This window comes from Mesorhizobium sp. ESP-6-4 (assembly GCF_020164735.1).
Classification (GTDB): Bacteria; Pseudomonadota; Alphaproteobacteria; order Rhizobiales; family Rhizobiaceae; genus Mesorhizobium.
This window is the reverse complement of sequence record NZ_JAIUGS010000001.1, coordinates 488,027-509,590: the sequence shown is the minus strand read 5'-3', so window position 1 is coordinate 509,590 and position 21,564 is coordinate 488,027. Positions and strand designations below refer to the sequence as shown.

At 63.8% G+C, this 21,564-nt stretch carries 22 protein-coding genes; 7 read left to right on the top strand and 15 right to left on the bottom strand.

Features of this window, described 5'->3' with window-relative positions:
• Window positions 1-114: 114 nt before the first annotated feature.
• The 4 genes from LB523_RS02275 to LB523_RS02260 form a co-directional block, all read right to left on the bottom strand.
• The gene (locus LB523_RS02275) at window positions 115-1,086 is read right to left on the bottom strand and encodes an ABC transporter substrate-binding protein (protein WP_095768959.1); all 972 of its coding nucleotides are present in this window, start codon (window positions 1,084-1,086) and stop codon (window positions 115-117) included.
• 39 nt (window positions 1,087-1,125) lie between these two features.
• Window positions 1,126-2,280, bottom strand: coding sequence for an ABC transporter permease (locus LB523_RS02270; RefSeq protein ID WP_224531796.1), 1,155 nt, complete (start codon window positions 2,278-2,280; stop codon window positions 1,126-1,128).
• Window positions 2,277-3,155, bottom strand: coding sequence for an ABC transporter permease (locus tag LB523_RS02265; RefSeq protein ID WP_095768957.1), 879 nt, complete (start codon window positions 3,153-3,155; stop codon window positions 2,277-2,279). Before LB523_RS02265 ends, LB523_RS02270 begins: the two co-directional genes overlap by 4 nt.
• A 463-nt stretch (window positions 3,156-3,618) precedes the next feature.
• Complete coding sequence (locus tag LB523_RS02260) at window positions 3,619-4,410, bottom strand: ABC transporter ATP-binding protein (RefSeq protein ID WP_095768956.1); 792 nt, start codon at window positions 4,408-4,410, stop codon at window positions 3,619-3,621.
• A 119-nt stretch (window positions 4,411-4,529) separates the two neighbouring features.
• Between LB523_RS02260 and LB523_RS02255 the strand changes: the two genes are divergently transcribed.
• The gene (locus LB523_RS02255; protein ID WP_140839621.1) at window positions 4,530-4,934 is read left to right on the top strand and encodes a cupin domain-containing protein; all 405 of its coding nucleotides are present in this window, start codon (window positions 4,530-4,532) and stop codon (window positions 4,932-4,934) included.
• 17 nt (window positions 4,935-4,951) lie between these two features.
• On the opposite strand, the gene LB523_RS02250 is transcribed toward LB523_RS02255, so the two are convergent.
• The 3 genes from LB523_RS02250 to LB523_RS02240 all read right to left on the bottom strand — a co-directional run bounded on the left by LB523_RS02250 (window position 4,952) and on the right by LB523_RS02240 (window position 8,095).
• On the bottom strand, window positions 4,952-5,326 hold the full coding sequence (locus LB523_RS02250; RefSeq protein ID WP_224531801.1) for a hypothetical protein: 375 nt from the start codon (window positions 5,324-5,326) through the stop codon (window positions 4,952-4,954).
• A gap of 2 nt (window positions 5,327-5,328) precedes the next feature.
• On the bottom strand, window positions 5,329-6,780 hold the full coding sequence (gene hydA, locus LB523_RS02245; RefSeq protein ID WP_224600758.1) for a dihydropyrimidinase: 1,452 nt from the start codon (window positions 6,778-6,780) through the stop codon (window positions 5,329-5,331).
• A gap of 64 nt (window positions 6,781-6,844) precedes the next feature.
• Window positions 6,845-8,095 carry a Zn-dependent hydrolase gene (locus LB523_RS02240; RefSeq protein ID WP_224600757.1) on the bottom strand — a complete coding sequence of 417 codons (1,251 nt, stop codon included), beginning with the start codon at window positions 8,093-8,095 and terminating at the stop codon, window positions 6,845-6,847.
• Between the two features lie 121 nt (window positions 8,096-8,216).
• Between LB523_RS02240 and LB523_RS02235 the strand changes: the two genes are divergently transcribed.
• Window positions 8,217-8,855: a TetR/AcrR family transcriptional regulator gene (locus LB523_RS02235; RefSeq protein ID WP_095768951.1), complete on the top strand. Its 639-nt coding sequence runs from the start codon at window positions 8,217-8,219 to the stop codon at window positions 8,853-8,855.
• A 90-nt stretch (window positions 8,856-8,945) separates the two neighbouring features.
• On the opposite strand, the gene LB523_RS02230 is transcribed toward LB523_RS02235, so the two are convergent.
• Window positions 8,946-10,274 carry an aspartate aminotransferase family protein gene (locus LB523_RS02230; RefSeq protein ID WP_140546683.1) on the bottom strand — a complete coding sequence of 443 codons (1,329 nt, stop codon included), beginning with the start codon at window positions 10,272-10,274 and terminating at the stop codon, window positions 8,946-8,948.
• Between the two features lie 239 nt (window positions 10,275-10,513).
• On the opposite strand from LB523_RS02230, the gene LB523_RS02225 reads away from it, so the two are divergent.
• On the top strand, window positions 10,514-11,143 hold the full coding sequence (locus tag LB523_RS02225; RefSeq protein WP_095769027.1) for a TetR family transcriptional regulator C-terminal domain-containing protein: 630 nt from the start codon (window positions 10,514-10,516) through the stop codon (window positions 11,141-11,143).
• 283 nt (window positions 11,144-11,426) lie between these two features.
• Here the strand turns inward: LB523_RS02225 and LB523_RS02220 are convergent, their stop codons facing one another.
• On the bottom strand, window positions 11,427-12,299 hold the full coding sequence (locus LB523_RS02220; RefSeq protein ID WP_224600756.1) for a helix-turn-helix transcriptional regulator: 873 nt from the start codon (window positions 12,297-12,299) through the stop codon (window positions 11,427-11,429).
• Window positions 12,300-12,402: 103 nt separating this feature from the next.
• Here LB523_RS02220 and LB523_RS02215 point away from each other — a divergent pair, with 103 nt between their 5' ends.
• Together LB523_RS02215 and LB523_RS02210 are read left to right on the top strand one after the other, a co-directional pair.
• Entirely contained in the window at window positions 12,403-13,248 is an 846-nt protein-coding gene (locus LB523_RS02215) for an SDR family oxidoreductase (RefSeq protein ID WP_224600755.1), read from the top strand.
• The gene (locus tag LB523_RS02210) at window positions 13,245-13,967 is read left to right on the top strand and encodes an SDR family oxidoreductase (RefSeq protein WP_224600754.1); all 723 of its coding nucleotides are present in this window, start codon (window positions 13,245-13,247) and stop codon (window positions 13,965-13,967) included. The genes LB523_RS02215 and LB523_RS02210 overlap by 4 nt, the downstream gene beginning before the upstream one ends.
• A 41-nt stretch (window positions 13,968-14,008) precedes the next feature.
• Here LB523_RS02210 and LB523_RS02205 read toward each other — a convergent pair whose 3' ends face one another.
• The 5 genes from LB523_RS02205 to LB523_RS02185 form a co-directional block, all read right to left on the bottom strand.
• Window positions 14,009-14,467 (bottom strand): carboxymuconolactone decarboxylase family protein, encoded by a 459-nt coding sequence (locus tag LB523_RS02205; protein ID WP_127304365.1) that lies wholly within the window; start codon window positions 14,465-14,467, stop codon window positions 14,009-14,011.
• 37 nt (window positions 14,468-14,504) lie between these two features.
• Complete coding sequence (locus LB523_RS02200; RefSeq protein WP_224600753.1) at window positions 14,505-15,023, bottom strand: RrF2 family transcriptional regulator; 519 nt, start codon at window positions 15,021-15,023, stop codon at window positions 14,505-14,507.
• A gap of 662 nt (window positions 15,024-15,685) precedes the next feature.
• Window positions 15,686-16,999, bottom strand: coding sequence for an NAD-dependent dihydropyrimidine dehydrogenase subunit PreA (preA, locus tag LB523_RS02195; protein ID WP_224600752.1), 1,314 nt, complete (start codon window positions 16,997-16,999; stop codon window positions 15,686-15,688).
• Window positions 17,000-17,001: 2 nt separating this feature from the next.
• Window positions 17,002-18,366 carry an NAD(P)-dependent oxidoreductase gene (locus LB523_RS02190; RefSeq protein ID WP_224531821.1) on the bottom strand — a complete coding sequence of 455 codons (1,365 nt, stop codon included), beginning with the start codon at window positions 18,364-18,366 and terminating at the stop codon, window positions 17,002-17,004.
• Between the two features lie 114 nt (window positions 18,367-18,480).
• The gene (locus LB523_RS02185; protein ID WP_224600751.1) at window positions 18,481-19,215 is read right to left on the bottom strand and encodes a gamma-glutamylcyclotransferase; all 735 of its coding nucleotides are present in this window, start codon (window positions 19,213-19,215) and stop codon (window positions 18,481-18,483) included.
• Between the two features lie 425 nt (window positions 19,216-19,640).
• On the opposite strand from LB523_RS02185, the gene LB523_RS02180 reads away from it, so the two are divergent.
• On the top strand, window positions 19,641-20,417 hold the full coding sequence (locus tag LB523_RS02180) for a VOC family protein (protein ID WP_224600750.1): 777 nt from the start codon (window positions 19,641-19,643) through the stop codon (window positions 20,415-20,417).
• Window positions 20,418-20,443: 26 nt separating this feature from the next.
• Here LB523_RS02180 and LB523_RS02175 read toward each other — a convergent pair whose 3' ends face one another.
• Window positions 20,444-20,932 carry a hypothetical protein gene (locus LB523_RS02175; RefSeq protein ID WP_224600749.1) on the bottom strand — a complete coding sequence of 163 codons (489 nt, stop codon included), beginning with the start codon at window positions 20,930-20,932 and terminating at the stop codon, window positions 20,444-20,446.
• Between the two features lie 196 nt (window positions 20,933-21,128).
• Here LB523_RS02175 and LB523_RS02170 point away from each other — a divergent pair, with 196 nt between their 5' ends.
• The gene (locus LB523_RS02170; RefSeq protein ID WP_224600748.1) at window positions 21,129-21,521 is read left to right on the top strand and encodes a DoxX family protein; all 393 of its coding nucleotides are present in this window, start codon (window positions 21,129-21,131) and stop codon (window positions 21,519-21,521) included.
• Window positions 21,522-21,564 lie beyond the last annotated feature (43 nt).

Below are 21,564 nucleotides of genomic sequence, written 5' to 3'. Positions count from 1 at the left end.
CAATCAACGGCTGAGCGGCCCGATGTATCCCGGCGCACACGGTTATTTTACCGCGGGGCAACGAGAAAGGGGCGGTCGCCCGCCCCTTTCCAACTTCCGCGCTGAGAGCGGACCTTACTTGATCGCCTTGTCGGTGATCGCGGTCGTGTAGGCGCCGCTCGCCTCCTTGCTGATGATCTTCTGGTCCAGCAGCGCCTTGGCGGTGCGCTCGTAAGCGGCCGGGATCAGCTTGCCGTCGGCATTGTCGACCAGCTTGGCCACTTCCTTCATCATGAACTTCTGGTGGTTCTCATCCTGGCCGCCGGCGTCCACGACGATCTCGGCCGCCTCGTCGGTGTTCTCCGTGGCGTATTTCCAGCCCTTCATCGAGGCGCGCACGAAGCGCACCATCTTGTCCTCGAAGGCCGGATCCTTGAGCTTGTCCTCGAGCGTGTAGAGCCCGTCCTCCAGAAGGTCGTTGCCCATGGCGGAGTAGTTGAACACGACCAGGTCTTCCGGCTTGTAGCCGGCGTCCAGCACCTGGCCGTATTCGTTATAGGTCATCACCGAGATGCAGTCGGCCTGCTTCTGGATCAGCGGCTGCACGTCGAAACTCTGCTTGAGCACGGTCACGCCGTCCGGGCCGCCATCGGTCTTGAGGCCGATCTTGTTCATCCAGGCGTAGAACGGATATTCGTTGCCGAAGAACCAGACGCCGAGCGTGTGGCCCTTGAAGTCGGCTTCCGTCTTGATCGGGCCGTTTTTGGGGCAGACCAGCTCCATGCCGGCCTTCTTGAACGGCTGGGCGATATTGACGAGCATCACGCCCTTGTCGCGGGCCGCGAGCGCGCCGCCCATCCAGTCGACGATGACGTCGGCGCCGCCGCCGGCGATCACCTGCTCGGGCGCAATGTCCGGGCCGCCCGGTTTGATGTCGACGTCGAGGCCTTCGGCGTCATAAAAACCCTTGGCCTTGGCTACGTAATAGCCGGCGAACTGGGCCTGCGTGACCCATTTCAATTGCAGTGTCACCTTGTCGGCGGCCATCGCCTGGAAGGCGGCCAGCGACATGGCGCCGGCCAGAGCAGAAATCAGCAGTCTTTTCATCTTATTACCCTCTGAAGTTAGCACCCAAACCCACCGCCCCTATCCACCTCGGACAGAGGGATGCCAAAACGTGACGGCTCTCTCGATGAGAGCGACCACGCCATAAAAGACCGAACCCGCCAGTGCTGCAACTGCGATTTCGGCCCACACCATGTCGATGTTCATCCGCCCGACTTCCGTCGAGATGCGAAATCCCATGCCGACCACAGGCGTACCGAAGAACTCCGCGACGATGGCGCCGATCAGCGCCAGCGTCGAGTTGATCTTCAGCGCGTTGAAGATGAAGGGCATTGCCGCCGGCAGCCTGAGCTTGAGCAAGGTCGGCCAATAGCCCGATGCATAAGTGCGCATCAGGTCGCGCTCCATATGCCCGGATGCGGCAAGGCCCGCCACCGTATTCACCAGCATCGGGAAGAAGGTCATGATGATGACGACCGCGGCCTTGGACGGCCAATCGAAGCCGAACCACATGACCATGATGGGTGCGACGCCGATGATCGGCAGCGCCGAAACCATATTGCCGATCGGCAGCAGGCCGCGCCGCAGGAAAGGCACGCGGTCGGCGAGGATGGCGACGGCGAAGCCGGCGAGATTGCCGACGACATAGCCGATCAGCACCGCCTTGAAGATCGTCTGCCGCACGTCCGATCCCAGGATCGGCAGCGAGTTGGCGATCCGCGCGCCGATGGCGCTGGGCGGCGGCAAGAGGATGAACGGGATGCCGGCACCGCGCGTCACCGCCTCCCAGATGATCAGGATCCAGGCGCCGAAGATCGCCGGGATGATCAGGCGCAGCGCGTTCCTTGCGACGCTCCCGCTCGGACGCAACCAGGCGAGCAAGGCAACGCAGCGCCAGGCCAGCAGCCAGGCAGCGGCAAGCAGCAGGAAATAGGGCGCCAGCGCCGTGCCCTCGAAACCGGCTATGCCTTTGACCAAGAGCCAGGCTGCGGCATGGGCGCCGACGAAGAGCACAATGGCCTCAACGACCGGCGTCAGCCTTAAGGTCGAGACCAGCGCCGCAATGAGCAGCAGCCCGATGATCAGCCCCTTGGCGCCCATATAGGGATAGGCCAGCGTTGCGGCCGGCTCCGCCAGCACGGCTGCCTCCGGCTTCGTCATTGCGCCAAGCGCAAAGGCGATGAGACAAAGCAGGATTGCCAGCACCGATTGCCATGATGGCTTCAGCCAATTCATGCCGGCCTCCCGCCCATGGCGCGGTCGACCAGGCGTCCGGCGATGCCCACCACCATCACCAGCAGCGCCGCGACGACGGACCCCGCGACCAGCGCCGACCAGATGTCGATGGTCTGACTGTAGTACGCGCCGGCGAGCAGCTTGGCGCCGATGCCGGCGACGGCGCCCGTCGGCAATTCGCCGACGATCGCGCCGACCAGGCTTGCCGCCACCGCCACCTTCATCGAGGTGAACAGGAACGGCACCGAAGCCGGCACCCTGAGCTTCCAGAAGGTCTGCGAGGCGCTGGCGTTATACGTATGCATCAGGTCGAGATGCATGATCTCGGGTGAGCGCAGGCCCTTCACCATGCCGACGGCGACCGGAAAGAACGACAGATAGGTCGAGATCAGCGCCTTGGGGATCAGCCCGGTGATGCCGATCGCCGCCAGCACCACGATGATCATCGGCGCCACCGCCAGGATCGGAATGGTCTGCGAAGCGATGATCCAGGGCATCAGGCTGCGGTCGAGCGTCGCCACATGCACGATACCCACCGCAATGACGATACCGAGCGCCGTGCCGAAGGCAAACCCGAGCAACGTAGAGGACAGCGTCACCCAGGCGTTGTAGACCAGGCTGCGGTTCGAGGTGACGGACCGCAGGAAGGTATTTTCGAAGAAATTCACCGCCACCTGATGCGGCGCCGGCAGCGTCGGCTTCGGCTGCGCCAGCGTCTTGCCGATGAATTCGACTGCGCCGGGGGTTTCCTTGGCTCTGGCGTCGAGATCGCGCTGGAACGGCGCGTTGAGGATGACGGCGAAGACGTACCAGAGCACCACCACGCCGGCGAGGATGCTGGTGACGGGGATGATTTTCGAGCGGAAGGTGTCCATCTAGCGCTGCCCTTCTCCTCTCCCCCACGGGGAGAGGGTGGCCGGAGCGAAGCGAAGGCCGGGCACGTTCGACTGGAGTGCTGCGGCGCGGGTATTTTTCGTCATCCTAGGGCGGAGCAAGGAGCGAAGCGACGCGGCGCAGACCCTAGGATCCATTCCGTTACTTCTGAGCTCCGCAACGTTCCAGAATACAGCTCCCTGCGCCACGCTCTGCTCGTCGGGTATTCTGAGCCGCTTACGCCCTTCGACCAGCATTACGGAATGGATCCTAGGGTCTGCGCTCCGCTTCGCGTCGCTACGCCCTAGGATGACGAAATCGCGATGGCCGGCTTCCTTAACACGCGGGGTGGCGCGCCTGCTCCGCCCTAGGATGACGAAGGCGCGAGTGGCCGGCCCCTCACCCGGCCGCTGCGCGGCGACCCTCTCCCCGGAGGAGAGAGGAGAGAGCTCATCCTCCCGCCCCTCAATCATCATAGCTATGCCCTGCCCTCAAGCCATCCCGCACCCGTGCGGCGATCGCCAGGAATTCAGGCGTCTCGCGGATGTCGAGCGGCCGCTCTCTCGGCAGCGTCGATTCGATGATGTCGGTGACGCGGCCTGGCCGCGGCGACATCACGACAATGCGCGTCGACAGATAGACCGCCTCGGGTATCGAATGGGTGACGAAGCAGATCGTCTTGTTGGTCCGCGCCCAGAGATCGAGCAGCTGCTCGTTCAGATGGTCGCGCACGATCTCGTCAAGCGCGCCGAACGGCTCGTCCATCAAGAGCAGGTCCGCATCGAAGGCGAGAGCACGCGCGATCGAGGCGCGCTGCTGCATGCCGCCGGAAAGCTGCCAGGGGTATTTCTTCTCGAAGCCGGAAAGGTTGACCAACTCCATCGTGCGCTTGATGCGCTCCGCCTGCTCGACTTGGCTGAGGCCGATGATCTCCAGCGGCAACGCCACGTTGCGCTCGATCGTGCGCCACGGGAACAAGGCCGCCGCCTGGAAGACATAGCCATAGGCGCGTTTCTCGCGCGCCTGCTCCGGCGTCATGCCGTTGACGGAGATCGCCCCGGCGGTCGCCTTCTCCAGATCGGCGATGACGCGCAGCAAGGTGGTCTTGCCGCAGCCGGACGGGCCGATGAAGGAGACGAATTCGCCCTTGCCGATGGTCAGATCGACATTGGACAGCGCCTGCACCGGACCGTCATTGGTCTGGAAGGTGAGGCCGAGCTTGCTTGCCGAGACGACGGCTGGCGGCTGTTCGGTCATTGGCTGCAGCCTGCCTTTCGCAGCCGCTGCCGCGCTGTCCGCAATCCGGTTGATTTTATGATAGCGTTGCTTTCCACTCGTCCTGTCCCACCCGATCGACGCCGCCCGGAGCCTTGCCGATGTCGCCTAAACCCACCTGTCGTCTCGTTCGCCCCGAAAGCACCTATCAAGGCAAGCAGGGGCTGAGCTATTTCGCCGGCATCGCCGCCGAAACCGTCGGCTCCTCCGGCATCTGCATGCATCTTCTCACCATGCCGCCCGGCGCGCGCGCCAAGGCGCACATGCATGAAAGCCACGAGACGGCCATCTACGTGCTCTCCGGTGAAGTCCACACCTGGTACGGCGACCGGCTCGAACACCACACCGTCGTCAAGGCCGGCGACCTCTTCTACATTCCGGCGGGCGTGCCGCATCTGCCCGCCAATCTGAGCGGGGCGCCCTCCTCCGCGGTCATCGCCCGCACCGATCCCAACGAGCAGGAAAGCGTCGTGCTGCTGCCGGAACTGGATGGCCTCGTCGCTTGACCCTGACGGGATGACCGTCATTTGCATCGCGCGACTTCGCCCATCACATTGCCGTCCTCGTCGGCCACCACCAGCTTCTTCGCATTCTTCGCGCTGCGCTTGATGGTGAACCTGGTCGGCTGTCCCTCTTCGCCCTCAGCCTCGCATTTTGCCGTCACCACCAGTGATCCATCGGCCTGCGCTTGGCGGTCGCTGAAGGTGCAGGCGCTGGCCGCCGTGATCAGTTCCTTGTCGGTCAGAAGCAGCATCTTGTCGGCAGCCACCTGCTGGCCGTTCCGGTTGATGCAGCCATATTTGTCGCCATAGGGCTTGCTGAGGTCGATGCCGGCGGCAAGAGCCTGGCCGGCGGCAAGCATCGCGGCCGCCGTGATCGCAAGATGAAGAGCCCGCATGGTCAGACCCCGGTGGCCGGAATGCCGGTTCGCTCGACCTTGCGCGGCGCGGAAATCTCCTTCCAGGTCGACAGCGCCCGGTTGACCGCGGCGTTCGGCTCGCGGGCGACGAACTCGCCATGGCCGGTCTTGGCCTTCACCTCCGCTTCCTCGATCGACAGCTCGCCGCGCGAGAAGACGAAGCGCGGCAGACCGGTCACCTCGACGCCTTCGAAGACGTTGTAGTCGATCACCGACTGCTGGTTCTTGGCCGAGATCGTCTTCTTGCGCTTCGGATCCCACACGACGATGTCGGCGTCGGCGCCTTCGACGATCGCGCCCTTCTTCGGATACATGTTGAGGATCTTGGCGATGTTGGTCGAAGTCACCGCGACGAACTCGTTCATCGTCAGCCGCCCGGTGTTGACGCCTCTCGTCCATAGAACCGGCAAGCGGTCCTCGAGCCCGCCGGTGCCGTTCGGGATCTTGGTGAAGTCGCCGATGCCGTTGCGCTTTTGGCTGGTGGTGAAAGAGCAGTGATCAGTCGCCACGACCTGCAGCGAGCCGGCCTGCAAGCCGGCCCACAGCGAATCCTGGTGCCACTTGCTGCGGAAAGGCGGACTCATCACCCGGCGCGCCGCATGGTCCCAGTCCTTGTTGAAATACTCGGTCTCGTCGAGCGTCAGGTGCTGGATCAGCGGCTCGCCGAACACCCGCATGCCCTTCTGCCGGGCGCGACGGATCGCCTCGTGGCTCTGCTCGCAGGAGACATGCACGACATAGAGCGGCACGCCCGCCATATCGGCGATCATGATGGCGCGGTTTGTCGCCTCGCCCTCCACTTCCGGCGGCCGCGAATAGGCATGTCCCTCCGGACCGTTGTTGCCGGCGGCTAAAAGCTTCTGCGAGAGCGCTGCGACCACGTCGCCATTCTCGGCATGGACCAGCGGCAGCGCGCCGAGATCGGCGCAGCGCTGGAACGACGAGTACATCTCGTCGTCATCCACCATCAGCGCGCCCTTATAGGCCATGAAATGCTTGAACGAGGTGATGCCCCGGTCGACGACATGAGCCATCTCGTCGAACACCTGCTTGCCCCACCAGGTGATCGCCATATGGAAGGAATAGTCGCAGGACGCTTTCGAGGTCTTGTTGTCCCACATCTGCAGCGCTTCCAGCAGCGACTGCTGCGGCGCCGGCAGACAGAAATCGACCACCATGGTCGTGCCGCCGGAGAGCGCCGCGCGGGTGCCGGATTCGAAATCGTCGGCCGAATAAGTGCCCATGAAGGGCATTTCGAGATGGGTGTGCGGATCGATGCCGCCCGGCATGACATAGCAGCCCGTGGCGTCGAACTCATGGTCGCCGTGCAGGTTGGAGCCGATGGCGACGATCTTGCCATGCTGCATCAGCACGTCGGCCTTCCAGGTACGGTCGGCGGTAACGATGGTGCCGTTCCGGATGACTTTGGTCATATCTGTTCCCCTGTTCTTTCGCGCTTCTTTGCGAGCGGCGTTGCGAGGTGACTGGTCTAGGCGGTCATTCAACGATTCCAGCTGTCTCGACCACCGCATGGAACAGCACATCGGCGCCCGCCGCCGCCCATTCCTTGGAGATGTCCTCGGCCTCGTTGTGGCTGAGGCCGCCGACGCAGGGGCACATGACCATGGTCGCCGGTGCCACCTTGGCCGCCCAGCAGGCGTCGTGGCCGGCGCCGGAGATGATATTCATATGGCTGTAACCGAGCTTTTCGGCGGCTGTGCGCACGCGGCCGACCAGCGTCGGATCGAAGGTCACCGGGTCGAAATGGCCGACCGCCTCGACCGAGCATTTCACGCCAAGCGCCTCGCAGATCTTCGGCGCTTCCTTTTCGATGCGGGCGCGCATGCCGTCGAGCTTGGCCTGGTCCGGCGAGCGGATGTCGACGGTGAAGACCACCGTGCCTGGCAGGACGTTCCGGGAATTGGGCGAGAACTTCACTTGGCCCACCCCGCCGACGGCGCCGGGCTGGTTCTCCATGGCGACCGTCTGCACCATCTCCAGGATGCGCGCCATGGCAAGGCCTGCATTGACGCGCATGTTCATCGGCGTCGAGCCGGTATGCGCTTCCCTGCCGGTCAGCGTGAACTCCAGCCACCACAGGCCCTGGCAGTGGGTCACCACGCCGATTTGCTTGTTCTCGGCTTCGAGGATCGGGCCCTGCTCGATATGGTATTCGAAATAGGCGTGCATCTTGCGCGCGCCGACCGTCTCGTCGCCCACCCAGCCGATCCGCTTCAGCTCGTCGCCGAAGGTCAGGCCGTCGAGATCCTTGCGGGCATAGGCATATTCCTGGGTGTGCACGCCGGCGAACACGCCCGAGGCGAGCATCGCCGGCGCGAAACGAGCGCCCTCCTCGTTCGTCCAGTTGGTGACGACGATCGGATGCCTGGTCTTGATGCCGAGATCGTTGAGCGAGCGCACCACCTCCAGGCCGGAAAGTACGCCGAGCACGCCGTCATATTTGCCGCCGGTCGGCTGGGTGTCGAGATGGGAGCCGACATAGACCGGCAGCGCGTCCGGATCGGTGCCAGCCCGCGTCATGAACATGGTGCCCATCTGATCCACGCCCATGGTGAGCCCGGCCTCATCGCACCAGGACTTGAACAGCTCGCGGCCTTGCTTGTCGGAATCGGTCAGTGTCTGACGATTGTTGCCGCCGGCAATGCCGGGGCCGATCTTCGCCATCTCCATGATGGAATCCCACAAGCGGTCTGAATTCACTCGCAGATTTTCACCAGGTGCGGCCATTTGCGGTTCCCATTTTCACCAGGGGTCTTGTCGCCCCTTGAGTGGTTTGCATCCTGACCGTATGGTCAGCTTTCAGACTACACAAGCTGACCAAGCGGTCAACGAGAATCTTGGGGGAGACATGAGCGAATCCACCCGTCCCATGCGGCGACAGGACATAAGGCGGGAGAATGAAAAAGCAATTCTGCTCGCCGCCGAAAAGGTGTTTGCGGAAGCCGGGTTCGGCGGCGCCACGATGCAGCTGATCGCCGATCTGGCGGGACTGCCAAAGGCAAATCTCCACTACTATTTCGCGACCAAGGAAGAGCTCTACCGGTCCGTCGTCCAGAACATTTTCGAGATCTGGCTGCAGGCGGCCAATTGCTTCGACGCGGCGCGCGGCCCGGTTGACGGCATCAGCGCCTATATCGACGCCAAGATGGAAATATCGCGCCGCCACCCGGACGGCTCGAAGGTCTGGGCCTCGGAAGTGATGCACGGCGCGCCTGTGCTTCAGGACTATATGGAATCGACGCTGCGCGAATGGACCGACGGTCGCGTCGAGATCATCAGGCGCTGGATCGAGGAGGGCAAAATGGACCCGGTCGACCCGCGTCATCTCCTCTACATGCTCTGGGCCACGACCCAGCATTACGCCGATTTCGGCCACCAGATCGAGACGCTGAACGGCGGCAAGTCGCTCTCCGACCGGCAATGGCGGGAAGCCAAGGAAAACATCAAACGGGTGATCCTGACAGGTATCGGCGCGCAGCCCGCCTGAATCGCACCGAAGGTCGGCGCTGCGGCGTCGACCTCAGCCGGCGGCTTCGCGGACACCCTCCCTCCACGGCAGAGTGTCCGCGCCGGCTTGTCAGTCGATCGACCTCAGCACCTCACGCACATGGTCGATCAGCTCGTTGATCTGGCCCTTGGTGATGATCAGCGGCGGCGACAGCGCGATGATGTCGCCGGTGGTGCGGATCAGCGCGCCGCGTTCGAACGCCTTGACGAAGGCCGAGAAGGCCCGCTTGGTCGGGCTGCCGGCGATCGGCGCCAGCTCGATCGCGCCGATCAGGCCGATGTTGCGGATGTCGATGACATGCGGCTCGCCCTTGAGCGAATGCAGCGCGTCCTCCCAGTAAGGCGCCAGTTCCTCGCCGCGGGTCAAAAGGCCCTCTTCCTTGTAGGTGTCCAGCGTGCCGAGCGCCGCGGCGCAGGCGATCGGGTTGCCCGAATAGGTGTAGCCGTGGAAAAACTCGATCATGTGCTCGGGGCCGGTCATGAAGGCGTCGTGGATCTCCTTCTTGACGAACACCGCGCCCATCGGGATGACGCCGTTGGAGACGCCCTTGGCGGTGGTCATGATGTCCGGCGTGACGCCGAAATAGTCCGCCGCGAACGGCGCGCCGAGGCGGCCGAAGCCGGTGATCACTTCATCGAAAATCAACAATATGCCGTGCTTCGTGCAGATTTCCCGAAGCTTCTGCAGGTAGCCCTTCGGCGGCAGGATGACGCCGGTGGAGCCGGCGACCGGCTCGACGATGACGGCAGCGATGGTCGAGGCGTCATGCAAGGTGACGAGACGCTCCAGCTCATTGGCGAGCTCGGCGCCATGCTCCGGCACGCCCTTCGAGAAGGCGTTCTTCTCCGGCAGATGCGTGTGCGGCAGGTGGTCGACGCCGCCGAGCAGTGTGCCGAACATCTTGCGGTTGGAGACGATGCCGCCGACCGAGATGCCGCCGAAATTGACGCCGTGATAGCCGCGCTCGCGGCCGATCAGACGGGTGCGCGACCCCTCGCCGCGAACGCGGTGATAGGCGATCGCCATCTTGAGCGCGGTGTCCACCGATTCCGATCCGGAATTGGTGAAGAAGACATGGTCCATGCCCTTGGGCGCGATATCGACCAGGCGGTTCGCCAGCTCGAACACGATCGGGTGGCCCATCTGGAAAGCCGGCGCGTAGTCGAGCTCGGCAGCCTGGTTCTGGATCGCCTCGGTGATCTTCGGCCGGCAGTGGCCGGCGTTCACGCACCACAGGCCCGCGGTGCCGTCGAGCACCTTGCGGCCGTCGCTGGTGGTGTAGTGCATGTCCTTGGCGGACACGAACATGCGCGGCGCCTGCTTGAACTGGCGGTTTGCCGTGAACGGCATCCAAAATGCGCTGAGATCGTTCGGCGTGACTTTCAGCCGGTTGGACATGACCAGGACTTCCCCTTGTAAGCGTGTTTCGGTGCGGCCAACGCTTGGTCTTTGCTGCGTTTTCGTGCTACGCAAATTTTTGACCGGTTGGACAAACGTTAGCACCGCCTGTCGGCGGTCAGGGGATTACTAGCGGAAATGCGGCATAAAAAGCGCGCTCCACAGCCCAAGGAAAAACTGGTCCAGACAATTGGTCCAGAGAGCCGGCGCGAAGACGGCCGGCCAGGATGACGGCGGCGATGGAAGGCTCCGCTCCCCGCCGCACCCGCATCCAGCAGGAAAAGCGCGAGCTGATCCTCGAGGCCGCGCTCGAAGTCTTCTCCGCCAACGGTTTTCGCGGCTCGACCATCGACCAGATCGCCGAAGCCGCCGGCATGTCGAAGCCCAACCTTCTCTATTACTTCCGCCGCAAGGAAGACATTCACGAGACGTTGATGCAGCGCCTGCTCGACACCTGGCTGGCGCCGCTGCGCGAGCTTGACGACATCGGCGATCCGCTGACGGAGCTCAGAAGCTACATCCGCAGGAAGCTGGAGATGGCGCGCGATTTTCCGCGCGAAAGCCGGCTGTTCGCCAACGAGATCCTGCAGGGCGCGCCGCGCATCAAGCCGATGCTGGAGGGCGAGCTGAAGACGCTGGTCGACGAGAAGGCCGCCGTCATCAAGGGCTGGATGCGCGCCGGCAAGATCGCCCGCACCGATCCCTGGCACCTGATCTTCTCGATCTGGGCGACGACGCAGCACTATGCCGATTTCGACGTCCAGGTCCGCGCCGTGCTCGGCGCCGACCGCGGCGGCGACGGCCGCTTCGAGGACGCAGCGCGGTTTCTGGAGCAGCTGTTCCTGGATGGGCTGAAGCCGAAGGGCTAGCGTATCGCCGGGACGGGGCCGTTTTGCCAGCCGTTTGGCTGTTGCTGTCCTTCGAGATTAGCCGAAGCCTCTCAGCTTCGTCATCCACGGGCGGAGCGGGAGCGAAGCGACGCAGCGCAGACCCGAGGATCCATTCCGTGACCTCGAAGCGACGCGACGATCCAGAATTCTGCACCGCTGGCACACACGGCAAAGGTAACGGAATGGATCCTCGGGTCTCCGCGTCCGCTTCGCTCCCGCTCCGCCCGTGGATGACGAAGCTGACAGCTGCTGCCAACCAACCTTAGGCGCTACGCTTCTGAATGGCCTGGCTATCAAGCAGCTTGCGCAATTTCACCACCGAGTTCTGCTCCGCCAGCGGCGTGTAGACGATCAGCCGCATGTCTGAGCCGTCGTCGATCGACAGGCTCATATGCTCGAACGTCATCGCGCCGGCGATCGGATGCCGCAGATGCTTCAGGCCGGAGAGCCGGTGCACCACATCGCGCTGCGGCCACCATTCGCGGAACTCGGGGCTTGAGCGCATCATCAACTCGATCAGCCGTTCGAAATCCGGATCGCCGGTGTATTTCGCGCTCTCGGCGCGAAAGGCTGCAAGGGTCGCGCGCGCCAGCTGTTCCCAATCCACCAGCAGATGCCGCCGGTGCGGATCGGTGAAGACGCCGTGGATGATGTTGCGGGCGTCGCCCTCCAGCAGGCCGTAATCGCCGAAAATGGCGACGGCCGCATCGTTCCATGCCAGCACGTCCCAGCGCGGGCCGACGACATAGGCGGGCTGCAGGACCAGGCTCTGCAGCATGTGCAGCAGCGGCCCCTCGACCTTGCCCTGCACGATGCGGCGCCGCTCGGGCTGCTGGCGGCCGGCGAGCGTGAACAGATGCCGCTGCTCGGCGGCGTCGAGCCGCAACGCTTCGCAGAGCGCTGAGAGCACCTCGACCGAAGGCCGCACGTCCCTGCCCTGTTCCAGCCAGGTGTACCAGGTGGTGCCGACGCCGGCGATCATCGCCACTTCCTCGCGCCGCAGGCCCGGCGTGCGCCGCCGCGCGCCGCAGGCGATGCCGGCGGTATCCGGCGAAAGCCTTTCGCGGCGGGACCGCAGGAAGGCGCCGAGCTCGCGCCGGCGGTGATCTTCGGGGGAATGAGTGATGACGTCCATATGCCCATTATAGCAGTACCGATACCAGGATAAAGTTTGAACTGTTAGCGCCCCGCGCGATGTCCCATCTTTGCGTTCAGAGCAGCGCAAGGAGGCTCCGGACATGGAACTCAACGACAAAACAATTCTCGTAACCGGCTCGACCGACGGCGTCGGCCGTGTGGTCGCCGAGCGGCTCGGCGCCGGCGGCGCCCGCGTGCTGGTGCATGGCCGCGACGAAAGCCGCGGCAAGGCGACTGTGGCCGCCATAGAGGCAAAAGGTGGCAAGGCGGAATTCCTCGCCGCCGATCTCGCTTCGCTTGCCGAGGTGCGTCGCCTCGCCGAAGCGGCGCGCGCCAAGACCGATCGGCTCGACGTCCTGATCAACAATGCCGGCGTCGGCACCGGCGGCCAGGCCGCCAGCCGGCAGGTCAGCGCCGACGGCTACGAGTTGCGCTTCGCCGTCAACTATCTTGCTGGCTTCCTGCTGACGTCGGAGCTCTTGCCGCTCATCAAGGCAAGCGCGCCGGCGCGCATCGTCAACGTCGCCTCGGCCGGCCAGCAGGCGATCGACTTCGACGACGTGATGCTGACGCATGGCTATAGCGGCGTGCGCGCATACTGCCAGAGCAAGCTGGCGCAGATCCTGTTCACAATCGATCTGGCGGAGCAGCTCGACGGCACCGGCATCACGGTCAATGCTTTGCACCCGGCAAGCTACATGGACACAACGATGGTGCGGCAGGCCGGGGTCACGCCATGGAGCTCGGTCGAGACCGGGGCCGACGCCATTCTCAACCTGGCAACATCGCCGGCGCTCGAAGGCCGCAGCGGCCGTTACTTCGACGGCCAGCGGGAGTCGCGCGCCGACGCCCAGGCCTATGACGAGAAAGCCCGCCGCCGGCTGCGCGCGCTTAGCCTCGAACTGATCGGGCAATCTTCCGCAACATCCAGGGAAAAGCACTCATGAGCGAGACCACCGAACACTGCGTCATCGTCGGCGGCTCATCCGGCATCGGCCTCGCCACGGCCAAACGGCTGGTCGGCCCCACGATAAAAGTCACGATCACCGGCCGTAACGAGGAGAAATTGAAGAGCGCCTGGAAGAGCCTCGACGGCACCGTCGGCAAGGCCGCCTTCGACGCCACCAAGCCGGACGAGGTCCGGAATTTCTTCGAGCACCTCGGACCCTTCGATCACCTGGTTCTCGCTGCCAGCGGCGGCAAGGGCCTGGGACCGTTCGCGACGCTCGACCTCGCCGATATCGGCAGCGGCGTCGACGAAAAGATCCGGCCGCAACTCTCCTGCCTGCAGGCGGCCCTGCCGACCTTGAACAAAGCCGGATCGGTGACTTTCATCTCGGCCGTGTCGGCGCAGATCGCGGCGCCTGGCGTCGCCGGCATCGGCGCCATCAACGGCATGCTCTTGACCGTCGCGCCGATCCTCGCGGTCGAGCTGAAGCCATTGCGCGTAAACGTCGTGGCCCCCGGCGTCATCGACACGCCCTGGTGGGACTTTTTGCCGGACGACCAGCGGCAGGCGGTGTTTGCCGAATATGCCGACAAGACGCCGGTCGGCCGCATCGGTCGCGCCGAGGACGTCGCCGAAGCGATCGCCTTCCTGGTCTCGAACAGCTTCATGACCGGCCAGGTGCTGACCTGCGACGGAGGCCTGCGCTTTGCTGCGTGAACAGGCGCGCGGATCTCTTATCCGCGCGCCAAGCCGTTCGATCAGGCGGCCTTGGCGGCCGGCATCGGATGAATGGCGTGGAAGGGAATGCACAGCCGGTTCCAGGTGTTGATCATGCCGAGCGCGACCGAGAGCTTGACCAGTTCCTCTTCCGAGAAATGCTCGAGCGTGCGGGCGTAGAGCTCGTCCGATACGCCATTGTCGGCGATCAGCGTCACGGCTTCGGTCCATGCAAGGGCGGCGCGCTCGCGCTCGGAAAACAGCGGCGATTCCTTCCAGGCCGCGACCAGATAGAGCCGGGTCTCGGTCTCGCCGTCGCGCCTCGCCTCGCGACTGTGCATCTCGACGCAGTATGAGCAGCCATTGATCTGCGACGCCCTGAGCTTGATCAGGTGCAGCAGGCTCACTTCCAGCCCGCATTCGTCGACGGCCTTGTTGAGCGCCGACACCGCCTTCATGATTTCCGGCGCCTTGGCAAAGAACTGCAGTCTCTGTTTCATTGTCTTTTCCTTCCGGGTTTTTGGTGGGGTTAGAGGTTCAAATCTGCTTCGGTGAAGCGGATTTCTGACGCCGCTGGTGACGCTCGACGAAGGCGCAACTCGCGGCATAGGATCGCGGATCGCCTTCGGCCGCGTAGTCCGCCACGATGTCGGACAGCTTCACTTCGGCGAGCGCCGCCCGATAGGCGCGCTCGGCCTTGAGCATCGCGACATTGATGCCGCAGGGCTTCACATAGGCGGAGGCATCGATCTTGACCGGGCCGCGCTGGCGGATCTCGCCGCAGCGAAAGGCGGGCTCCCTGCCCTCCACTGCAAGCACAATGTCGAGCAGCGTGATGCGCTCGGCCGCCCGCGCCAGCCTGTAGCCGCCCGCCGGCCCCGGCACCGATTCCAGGATGCGCGCCGCCGTGAGCTGGTTCAGATGCTTGAGCAGGTAACTCGGCGACAGACCAAACGCCTCAGCCAACGCCGCGCCCGGCATAGTGCTGTTGCCATCGACGCTGGCCAGCGTCGCCGCGCAATGGATTGCCGCCTCAACCCCATCGCCGAGCTTCATCGTGCCGATCTCCTAATCATGGATATCTTTTATCATGGATAATTTTTATCTGCAATAGAAAAATGAAGATTGCCCGCCGATTCGCAATGACAGAGTGAGGGAGAATTGGCGCTTCGCAGGACTTGGGTTCCTCGCACCCCGCAAAGCGGAGAGGTGGCCCGGCGAAGCCGGGACGGAGAGGGGGACGCCTTCTGTGAGCTCAGAGTCGGTGAAGAATGAGGTGTTAGCAAGATAAACAGGCGGTCAGGAGCCTGGACTAGTTCCCATCCGTCCCGAAGACCCCTCTCCGTCCCAGCTTCACCGGGCCACCTCTCCCCACTTCGTCTACGGCATGCACACGTTTCCAAGCGGCATGGCCTTTGGCGATAGCGTGCATGGCAGTTTGGCGCATGCATTGTCTTATGTAGCGCTGGTCGACCCCCACTCCGTCTCGGCTTCGCCGAGCCACCTCTCCCCCGATCGACGGGGTAGAGGAAGGCGCCAAGCTTTTTGCCGTCAACGCTCGTCCAGCAACGCTCCCTTCCTTTCCCTCCGGAGGGGGAAAGGTGGCGCTGCGAAGCAGCGACGGGTTTGGGGGAACCACGTCGCAATCAAGGCTCGGCCTGATCAGTCGCGCCAGTCACAGAAGATCTGTGCCCACTACGTGGGGCGAGGAACCAATCCTACTCCGCGGCCACCTTGGCCATCGGATTGTTGGGGTGCGTGGTCCAGTTGGCGTAGACCGGCGACACCGGCAAGCCGGTGCGCTGGTCGAGCACGCCGGCGGCCAGCGGCTGCATGGTGATGCAGCCCTCCACCGGACAGACATTGACGCAAAGGTTGCAGCCGACGCATTCGGCTTCGATCACCTCGAAATGCCTGACACCGTCGACCATGCTGGTGATCGCCTGATGCGAGGTGTCCTCGCAGGCGATGTGGCAGCGGCCGCATTTGATGCAGGCATCCTGGTCGATATGCGCCTTGGCGACATAGTTGAGGTTGAGATACTGCCAGTCGGTGACATTGGGCGTGGCGCGGCCGATGATGTCGGAGAGCGAGGCGTGGCCCTTCTCGTCCATCCAGTTCTCCAGCCCGGCGATCATCTCCTGCACGATCTTGAAGCCATAGGTCATCGCCGCCGTGCAGACCTGCACGTTGCCGGCGCCGAGCGCCATGAATTCGGCGGCGTCGCGCCAGGTGGTGATGCCGCCGATGCCGGAGATCGGCAGACCATGCGTTTCCGGATCACGGGCGATCTCGGCCACCATGTTCATTGCGATCGGCTTCACCGCTGGGCCGCAATAGCCGCCATGCGAGCCCTTGCCGTCGATGGTCGGCTGCGGCGCGAAATTGTCGAGATCGACGCCGGTGATCGAGTTGATGGTGTTGATCAGGGACACCGCATCGGTGCCGCCGGCATGCGCTGCGCGCGCCGGCTTGCGAATGTCGGTGATGTTGGGCGTCAGCTTGGTGATGACCGGCATGCGCGTGAACTGCTTGCACCAGCGCACGACCATCTCGATATATTCCGGCACCTGGCCGACCGCCGAACCCATGCCGCGCTCGCTCATCCCGTGCGGGCAGCCGAAATTGAGCTCGATGCCGTCGGCGCCGGTCTCCTCGACCAGCGGCAGGATCGCCTTCCAGCTCTCCTCCACGCAAGGCACCATGATCGAGGCGATCAGCGCCCGGTCCGGCCAGTTCATCTTCACCTGCTTCATCTCGCGCAGATTGGTCTGCAGGTCGCGGTCGGTGATCAGTTCGATATTGTTGAGGCCAAGCAGGCGGCGGTCGGCACCCCAGATCGCGCCATAACGCGGGCCGTTGACGTTGACGACCGGCGGGCCTTCCTCGCCCAGCGTCTTCCACACCACGCCGCCCCAGCCGGCCTTGAAGGCGCGCTCGACATTGTAGGCCTTGTCGGTCGGCGGCGCCGACGCCAGCCAGAACGGGTTGGGCGATTTGATGCCGACGAAATTGTTGCGGATGTCAGCCATGTTCATGCCCTCCCGTTAGAGGTCAGTGCCCGGTGGATGCTCTCGGCCGCGTCGCGCCCTTGCGCCACCGCCGAGACAGTCAAATCGTCGCCGCCGAAGATGCAGTCGCCGCCGGCCCAGACCTTGGCCAGCGAGGTGCGGCCTTCGGCATCGACCTTGATGCGGCCGCCTTCGAGCTCGATCTGTTCCGCGCTGCCGTTGAGATGCGCCGGCACGAAGCTCTGGCCGATCGCCTTGAACACCTGGTCGGCATTGAGCCGCAGCGTCTCGCCGGTGCCGACAAGCTTGTCGCCGCTCATGGCGGTGTATTCGAGCTCGATGGCCGACACCTTGCCGTTCTCGGCAATGACGCGCTTCGGCTGCAGCCAGTGGCGGATGGTGACGCCGTTGGCGGCGGCCAGATCCTGCTCGAACTCCGAAGCATTCATATGCTCCTGGCCGCGCCGGTAGCAGATCGTCACCTCTTCCGCGCCAAGCAGCTTCGACTGCACCGCGGCGTCGATTGCCGTCATGCCACCGCCGATGACGACGACACGCCGGCCGACCGGCAGGCTGGAAAGATCGCTCGCCTGGCGCAGTTCGGAGATGAATTCCACCGCGTTGGCGACGCCGTCGGCGTCCTCGCCATCGGCGCGCAGCGCGTTGACGCCGCCAAGCCCCATGCCGAGGAAAACCGCATCATAGTTGCGGATCAGGTCGGCAAGCTGGAAGTCGCGGCCGAGCGCCTTGCCGTTCTGGATGTCGATGCCGCCGATCGCGGTGATATAGTCCACTTCCGCCTGGGCGAAATCGTCGACGCTCTTATAGGCGGCGATGCCGTATTCGTTGAGCCCGCCGGCCTTCGGCCGCGCCTCGAGGATGGTTACGTCATGGCCGTGGCGGGCAAGCCGATGCGCCGCCGCCAGCCCCGCCGGGCCGGCGCCGACCACGGCGATGCTCTTCCCGGTCGGCTCGGCGCGCTTGTAGAACTGCTTACCCTCGCCCATGGCGACATCGGTGGCATAGCGCTGCAAGCGGCCGATCTGAACCGGCTTGCCTTCGGCGACCTCGCGCACGCAGGCCTCTTCGCACAGCGTCTCGGTCGGGCAGACGCGGGCGCACATGCCGCCGAGAATATTCTGGTCGAAGATCGTCTTGGCCGAACCCAGCGGATTGCCCGTCGCGATCTGCCGAATGAACAGCGGGATGTCGATCGACGTCGGGCACGCGTTCATGCACGGCGCGTCGTAGCAGAAATAGCAGCGATCGGACTCGACCAGCGCCTCGTGATGATCGAGCGGCGGATGCAGGTCGGAAAAATTGTCGGCATATTGCTCGGAAGACAGCCGGCCGCCGGCAATGCCTTCGATGAAATGACCAGTCGCCATTCCAGTTCCCCTTGTTGTCGTTTTGGGGAAGGCTAGCACGTTTTATTTTTTTATCAATTGGTCAATTTTCGGCCAAGCCACTGTATTGTTTGCGCAAAAACATGATGAATGTAGTCATGTTATAGCCGGCTCGGCAACCTTTGCTGTGTCATGGCTTGTGACGCTGTGGCCATGGATGGACCGGATCTCGTCCGCCACCAGTTCCTGCAGCCGCCACAGATTGCGGTCATGGATGCCAAAGGTCTCGAGGTGGCTGACGGTGTTGTAGAGATATTCGGCGCCAGAGCCGACATGGCCGCAGGCGCGTGCCAGTATCTTCGCCACGCTTTCCAGCGGCTGCCCGAGCGAAGTGCCCTTGCCGGTCACGCCGACCCAGAAGCCGAGCGCCCGCAAAGACCCTTGCGCCGTTCTTACCGGAACCCAGCGGACCGAGCTGACGCTTTCGTGGTCGTCGATTTCACGCCGCAGCAATCGCTCGATCTGGGCTGGTTTCTCGCCATCCGGCAAACGATAGATGACCCCGTCGCAGCGCCCGCCCCGTTCCAGCGCCATCATCAATCCAGGCTGCTCGCGGCTACCGCGCCAGCGCTTTATGTCGAGGCAGAACGAGCGGTGCCAGCCATGCGCGGCCGCGCGCCTTTGCTCAATGGACTCGAAGGCCGGCTTCCAGATCAGCGAGCCATAGGCGAACACCCACAGCGGACCGTCGTCGGCTTCGCCGGACAGGCGCATGGCAAGCGTCCGGAAATCATCATCGCTTAGCTGTGTCCAGCTGCCATCGGGACCAGGGTCGACCTCGTCGCGATGGCACAAGGCCACGAGCTCAGGCGTGAGTGACATTCGACGCATGAAGACAGCCCCCTCTTTGAGGCCAGCAAAGTCGAAAAGCGCCGGATACGCAAGATCGTGGGCCTAATGCATGTCAGCGAGAAGTGTGCAGCGGTTCTGGGTGACAACGACATGCATCAAGAGAAGGACTCAAAGCGCGCCGCCTGAATCCGTTTCAGCGCGACGCGATTTAAGCCGCTTGCCGTCCTCGAATTCTGGCCCAGATGTCGGATTCCTGTCGTCAGGATCGTCCTAAGGTGTGTTGAGATTCAGGTCAGGCCGCGCCGAAAACGGCGGTTTTCGAGAACCGGAGCGGAGCGTACTCAAGTACGTGAGCACCGGAAGCGCAGGAAACCGGCGTTTGCAGGCCGGCATCACCTGAATATCAACATACCTTAGGATGGATCGAACAACGATCGCTGCCTGAACCGGTGAGGAGACCGACCATGCCGAAATCCCCGCAACCTTTCTTCTGGTACGAGTTGATGACCACCGACCTCGACGCCGCCGAGGCTTTCTACACCGCCGTTGTCGGCTGGCGGGCCGAGCCCTTCGACAAGGCGCCCGGCATGCCCCGCTACATCGTCGTGAACTCCGCCATGCGCGGCGTCGGCGGGCTGATGACGATGCCGGAAGAGCCCGCCAAGATGGGCATGCCGCCAGCCTGGATGGGCTACATCTACACCAAGGATGCCGACGCCTCGACACAAGCGCTCAAGGACGCCGGCGGCGCCGTCCACCGCGCACCGGACGACATTCCGGGCGTTGGCCGCTTCGCCGTCGTCGCGGACCCGCAAGGGGCATCCTTCATGTTCCTGCAGCCCAATCAGGCCGAGCAGCCGCCGGTGCCGGCGACCACGCCCGGCCATGTCGGTTGGCATGAGCTCTACACATCGGACTGGAAAGCCGCCTTCGATTTCTATTCCAGCCAGTTCGGCTGGGAGAGCGCCGGCCAGTTCGACATGGGCGAGATGGGTATCTACCAGACTTTTGGCGCCGGCCCCGAATCCGGCGGCGGCATCATGAACAAGCCGCCGCAGATCCCGGTTCCCGTCTGGCAGTTCTATTTCAACGTCGACGCCATCGACGCCGCCGCCAAGCGCGTCACCGACAATGGCGGCAAGGTCATCATGGGTCCGATGGACGTGCCGAGCGGCCAGTGGATCATCCAGTGCCAGGACCCCCAAGGCGCGCATTTCGCGCTGCTGGCGCCGGTTCGGTAATAGCACCTCGGCGGGCTGGCGCTGGATCACTCCGGCGTCAGCACCGCCAGCTTCAGATCGGCTTTCTTGGCGCCGCTGAGCTGGACGACGGCCGCTCCGCCCTGGAGCTTGAAACGCACGCTTTTGCGAATGCCCGGGCAAGTCTTCACGCCGCTGAAAGCCGCCGATTTCACGATCTTGCCATCCTGCACGACATCGATCCAGGCCTCGTCGGAGAGGCTGAACTGCAGCTCGCCTTCAGGCGGCACCGTCACATTTGCCGTCGCGCCGAAGGTGCCGGCTTTCGGTGCACGGTCAGGCGGCACTTCAAAGCTGACCGTGTCGACAGCCGCGAGCGAGAAATCCACCGCTTCGCCGACCGACAGGGTGGCGCCGGACTGGGCGGCGGGCGCGGCCGGAAACAGGGCCTGCTCACGTTCAACCGGCCATTTGAAGGCGTCGCAGCCGGTGTCTGCGGCTGCGGCGAAGCTGGTGCCCGCAAGGATTGCGAATAGGCTGATGACGACTTTTCTCATGGTTAAGGGACCTGCCTGGTTTGATGCGTCACCCTTAGTAATACAACCATAAGGATACGTATGCAACCATAGAGAGAAAAAATATGGGGATTGAAGTCATTTCCACTCACCGATTGTTGATGGCAGGCCATGGGAAGTGAGTGGTCCGTCGCCGGGCGATAACTTAAGGCCCGAGCGGCGTACAATGGAGTTTTAGATGAAGCTTTTCGAAAGCCTTGCCCAGTACCGTCCGCAAGCGTTGGGCGTGTTGCGCATCATGACCGCCTTGCAGTTCATCGAACATGGCTCGCAGAAGCTGTTCAACTTCCCGGCCGCTGCCGAGCCACATGCCCTCACCGGGTTGACGACGGCTGCCGGCATTCTCGAATTCGCCGGCGGCATCCTGCTGGCGCTCGGCCTCTTCACCCGCCCGGTCGCTTTCCTCCTGGCCGGCGAAATGGCGATCGCCTATTTCATGGCGCACATGCCGCGCGACTTCTTCCCCGTCAACAACGGCGGCGACTCGGCGATCTCCTTCTGCTTCATCTTCCTCTATCTGATCTTCGCCGGGGCCGGCGCCTTCGCGCTGGATAACCGCCGCAGCGCCTGAAGCATCGAAGGGTACGCGCCTGGAGGCTTTTTGTTTTGACGCA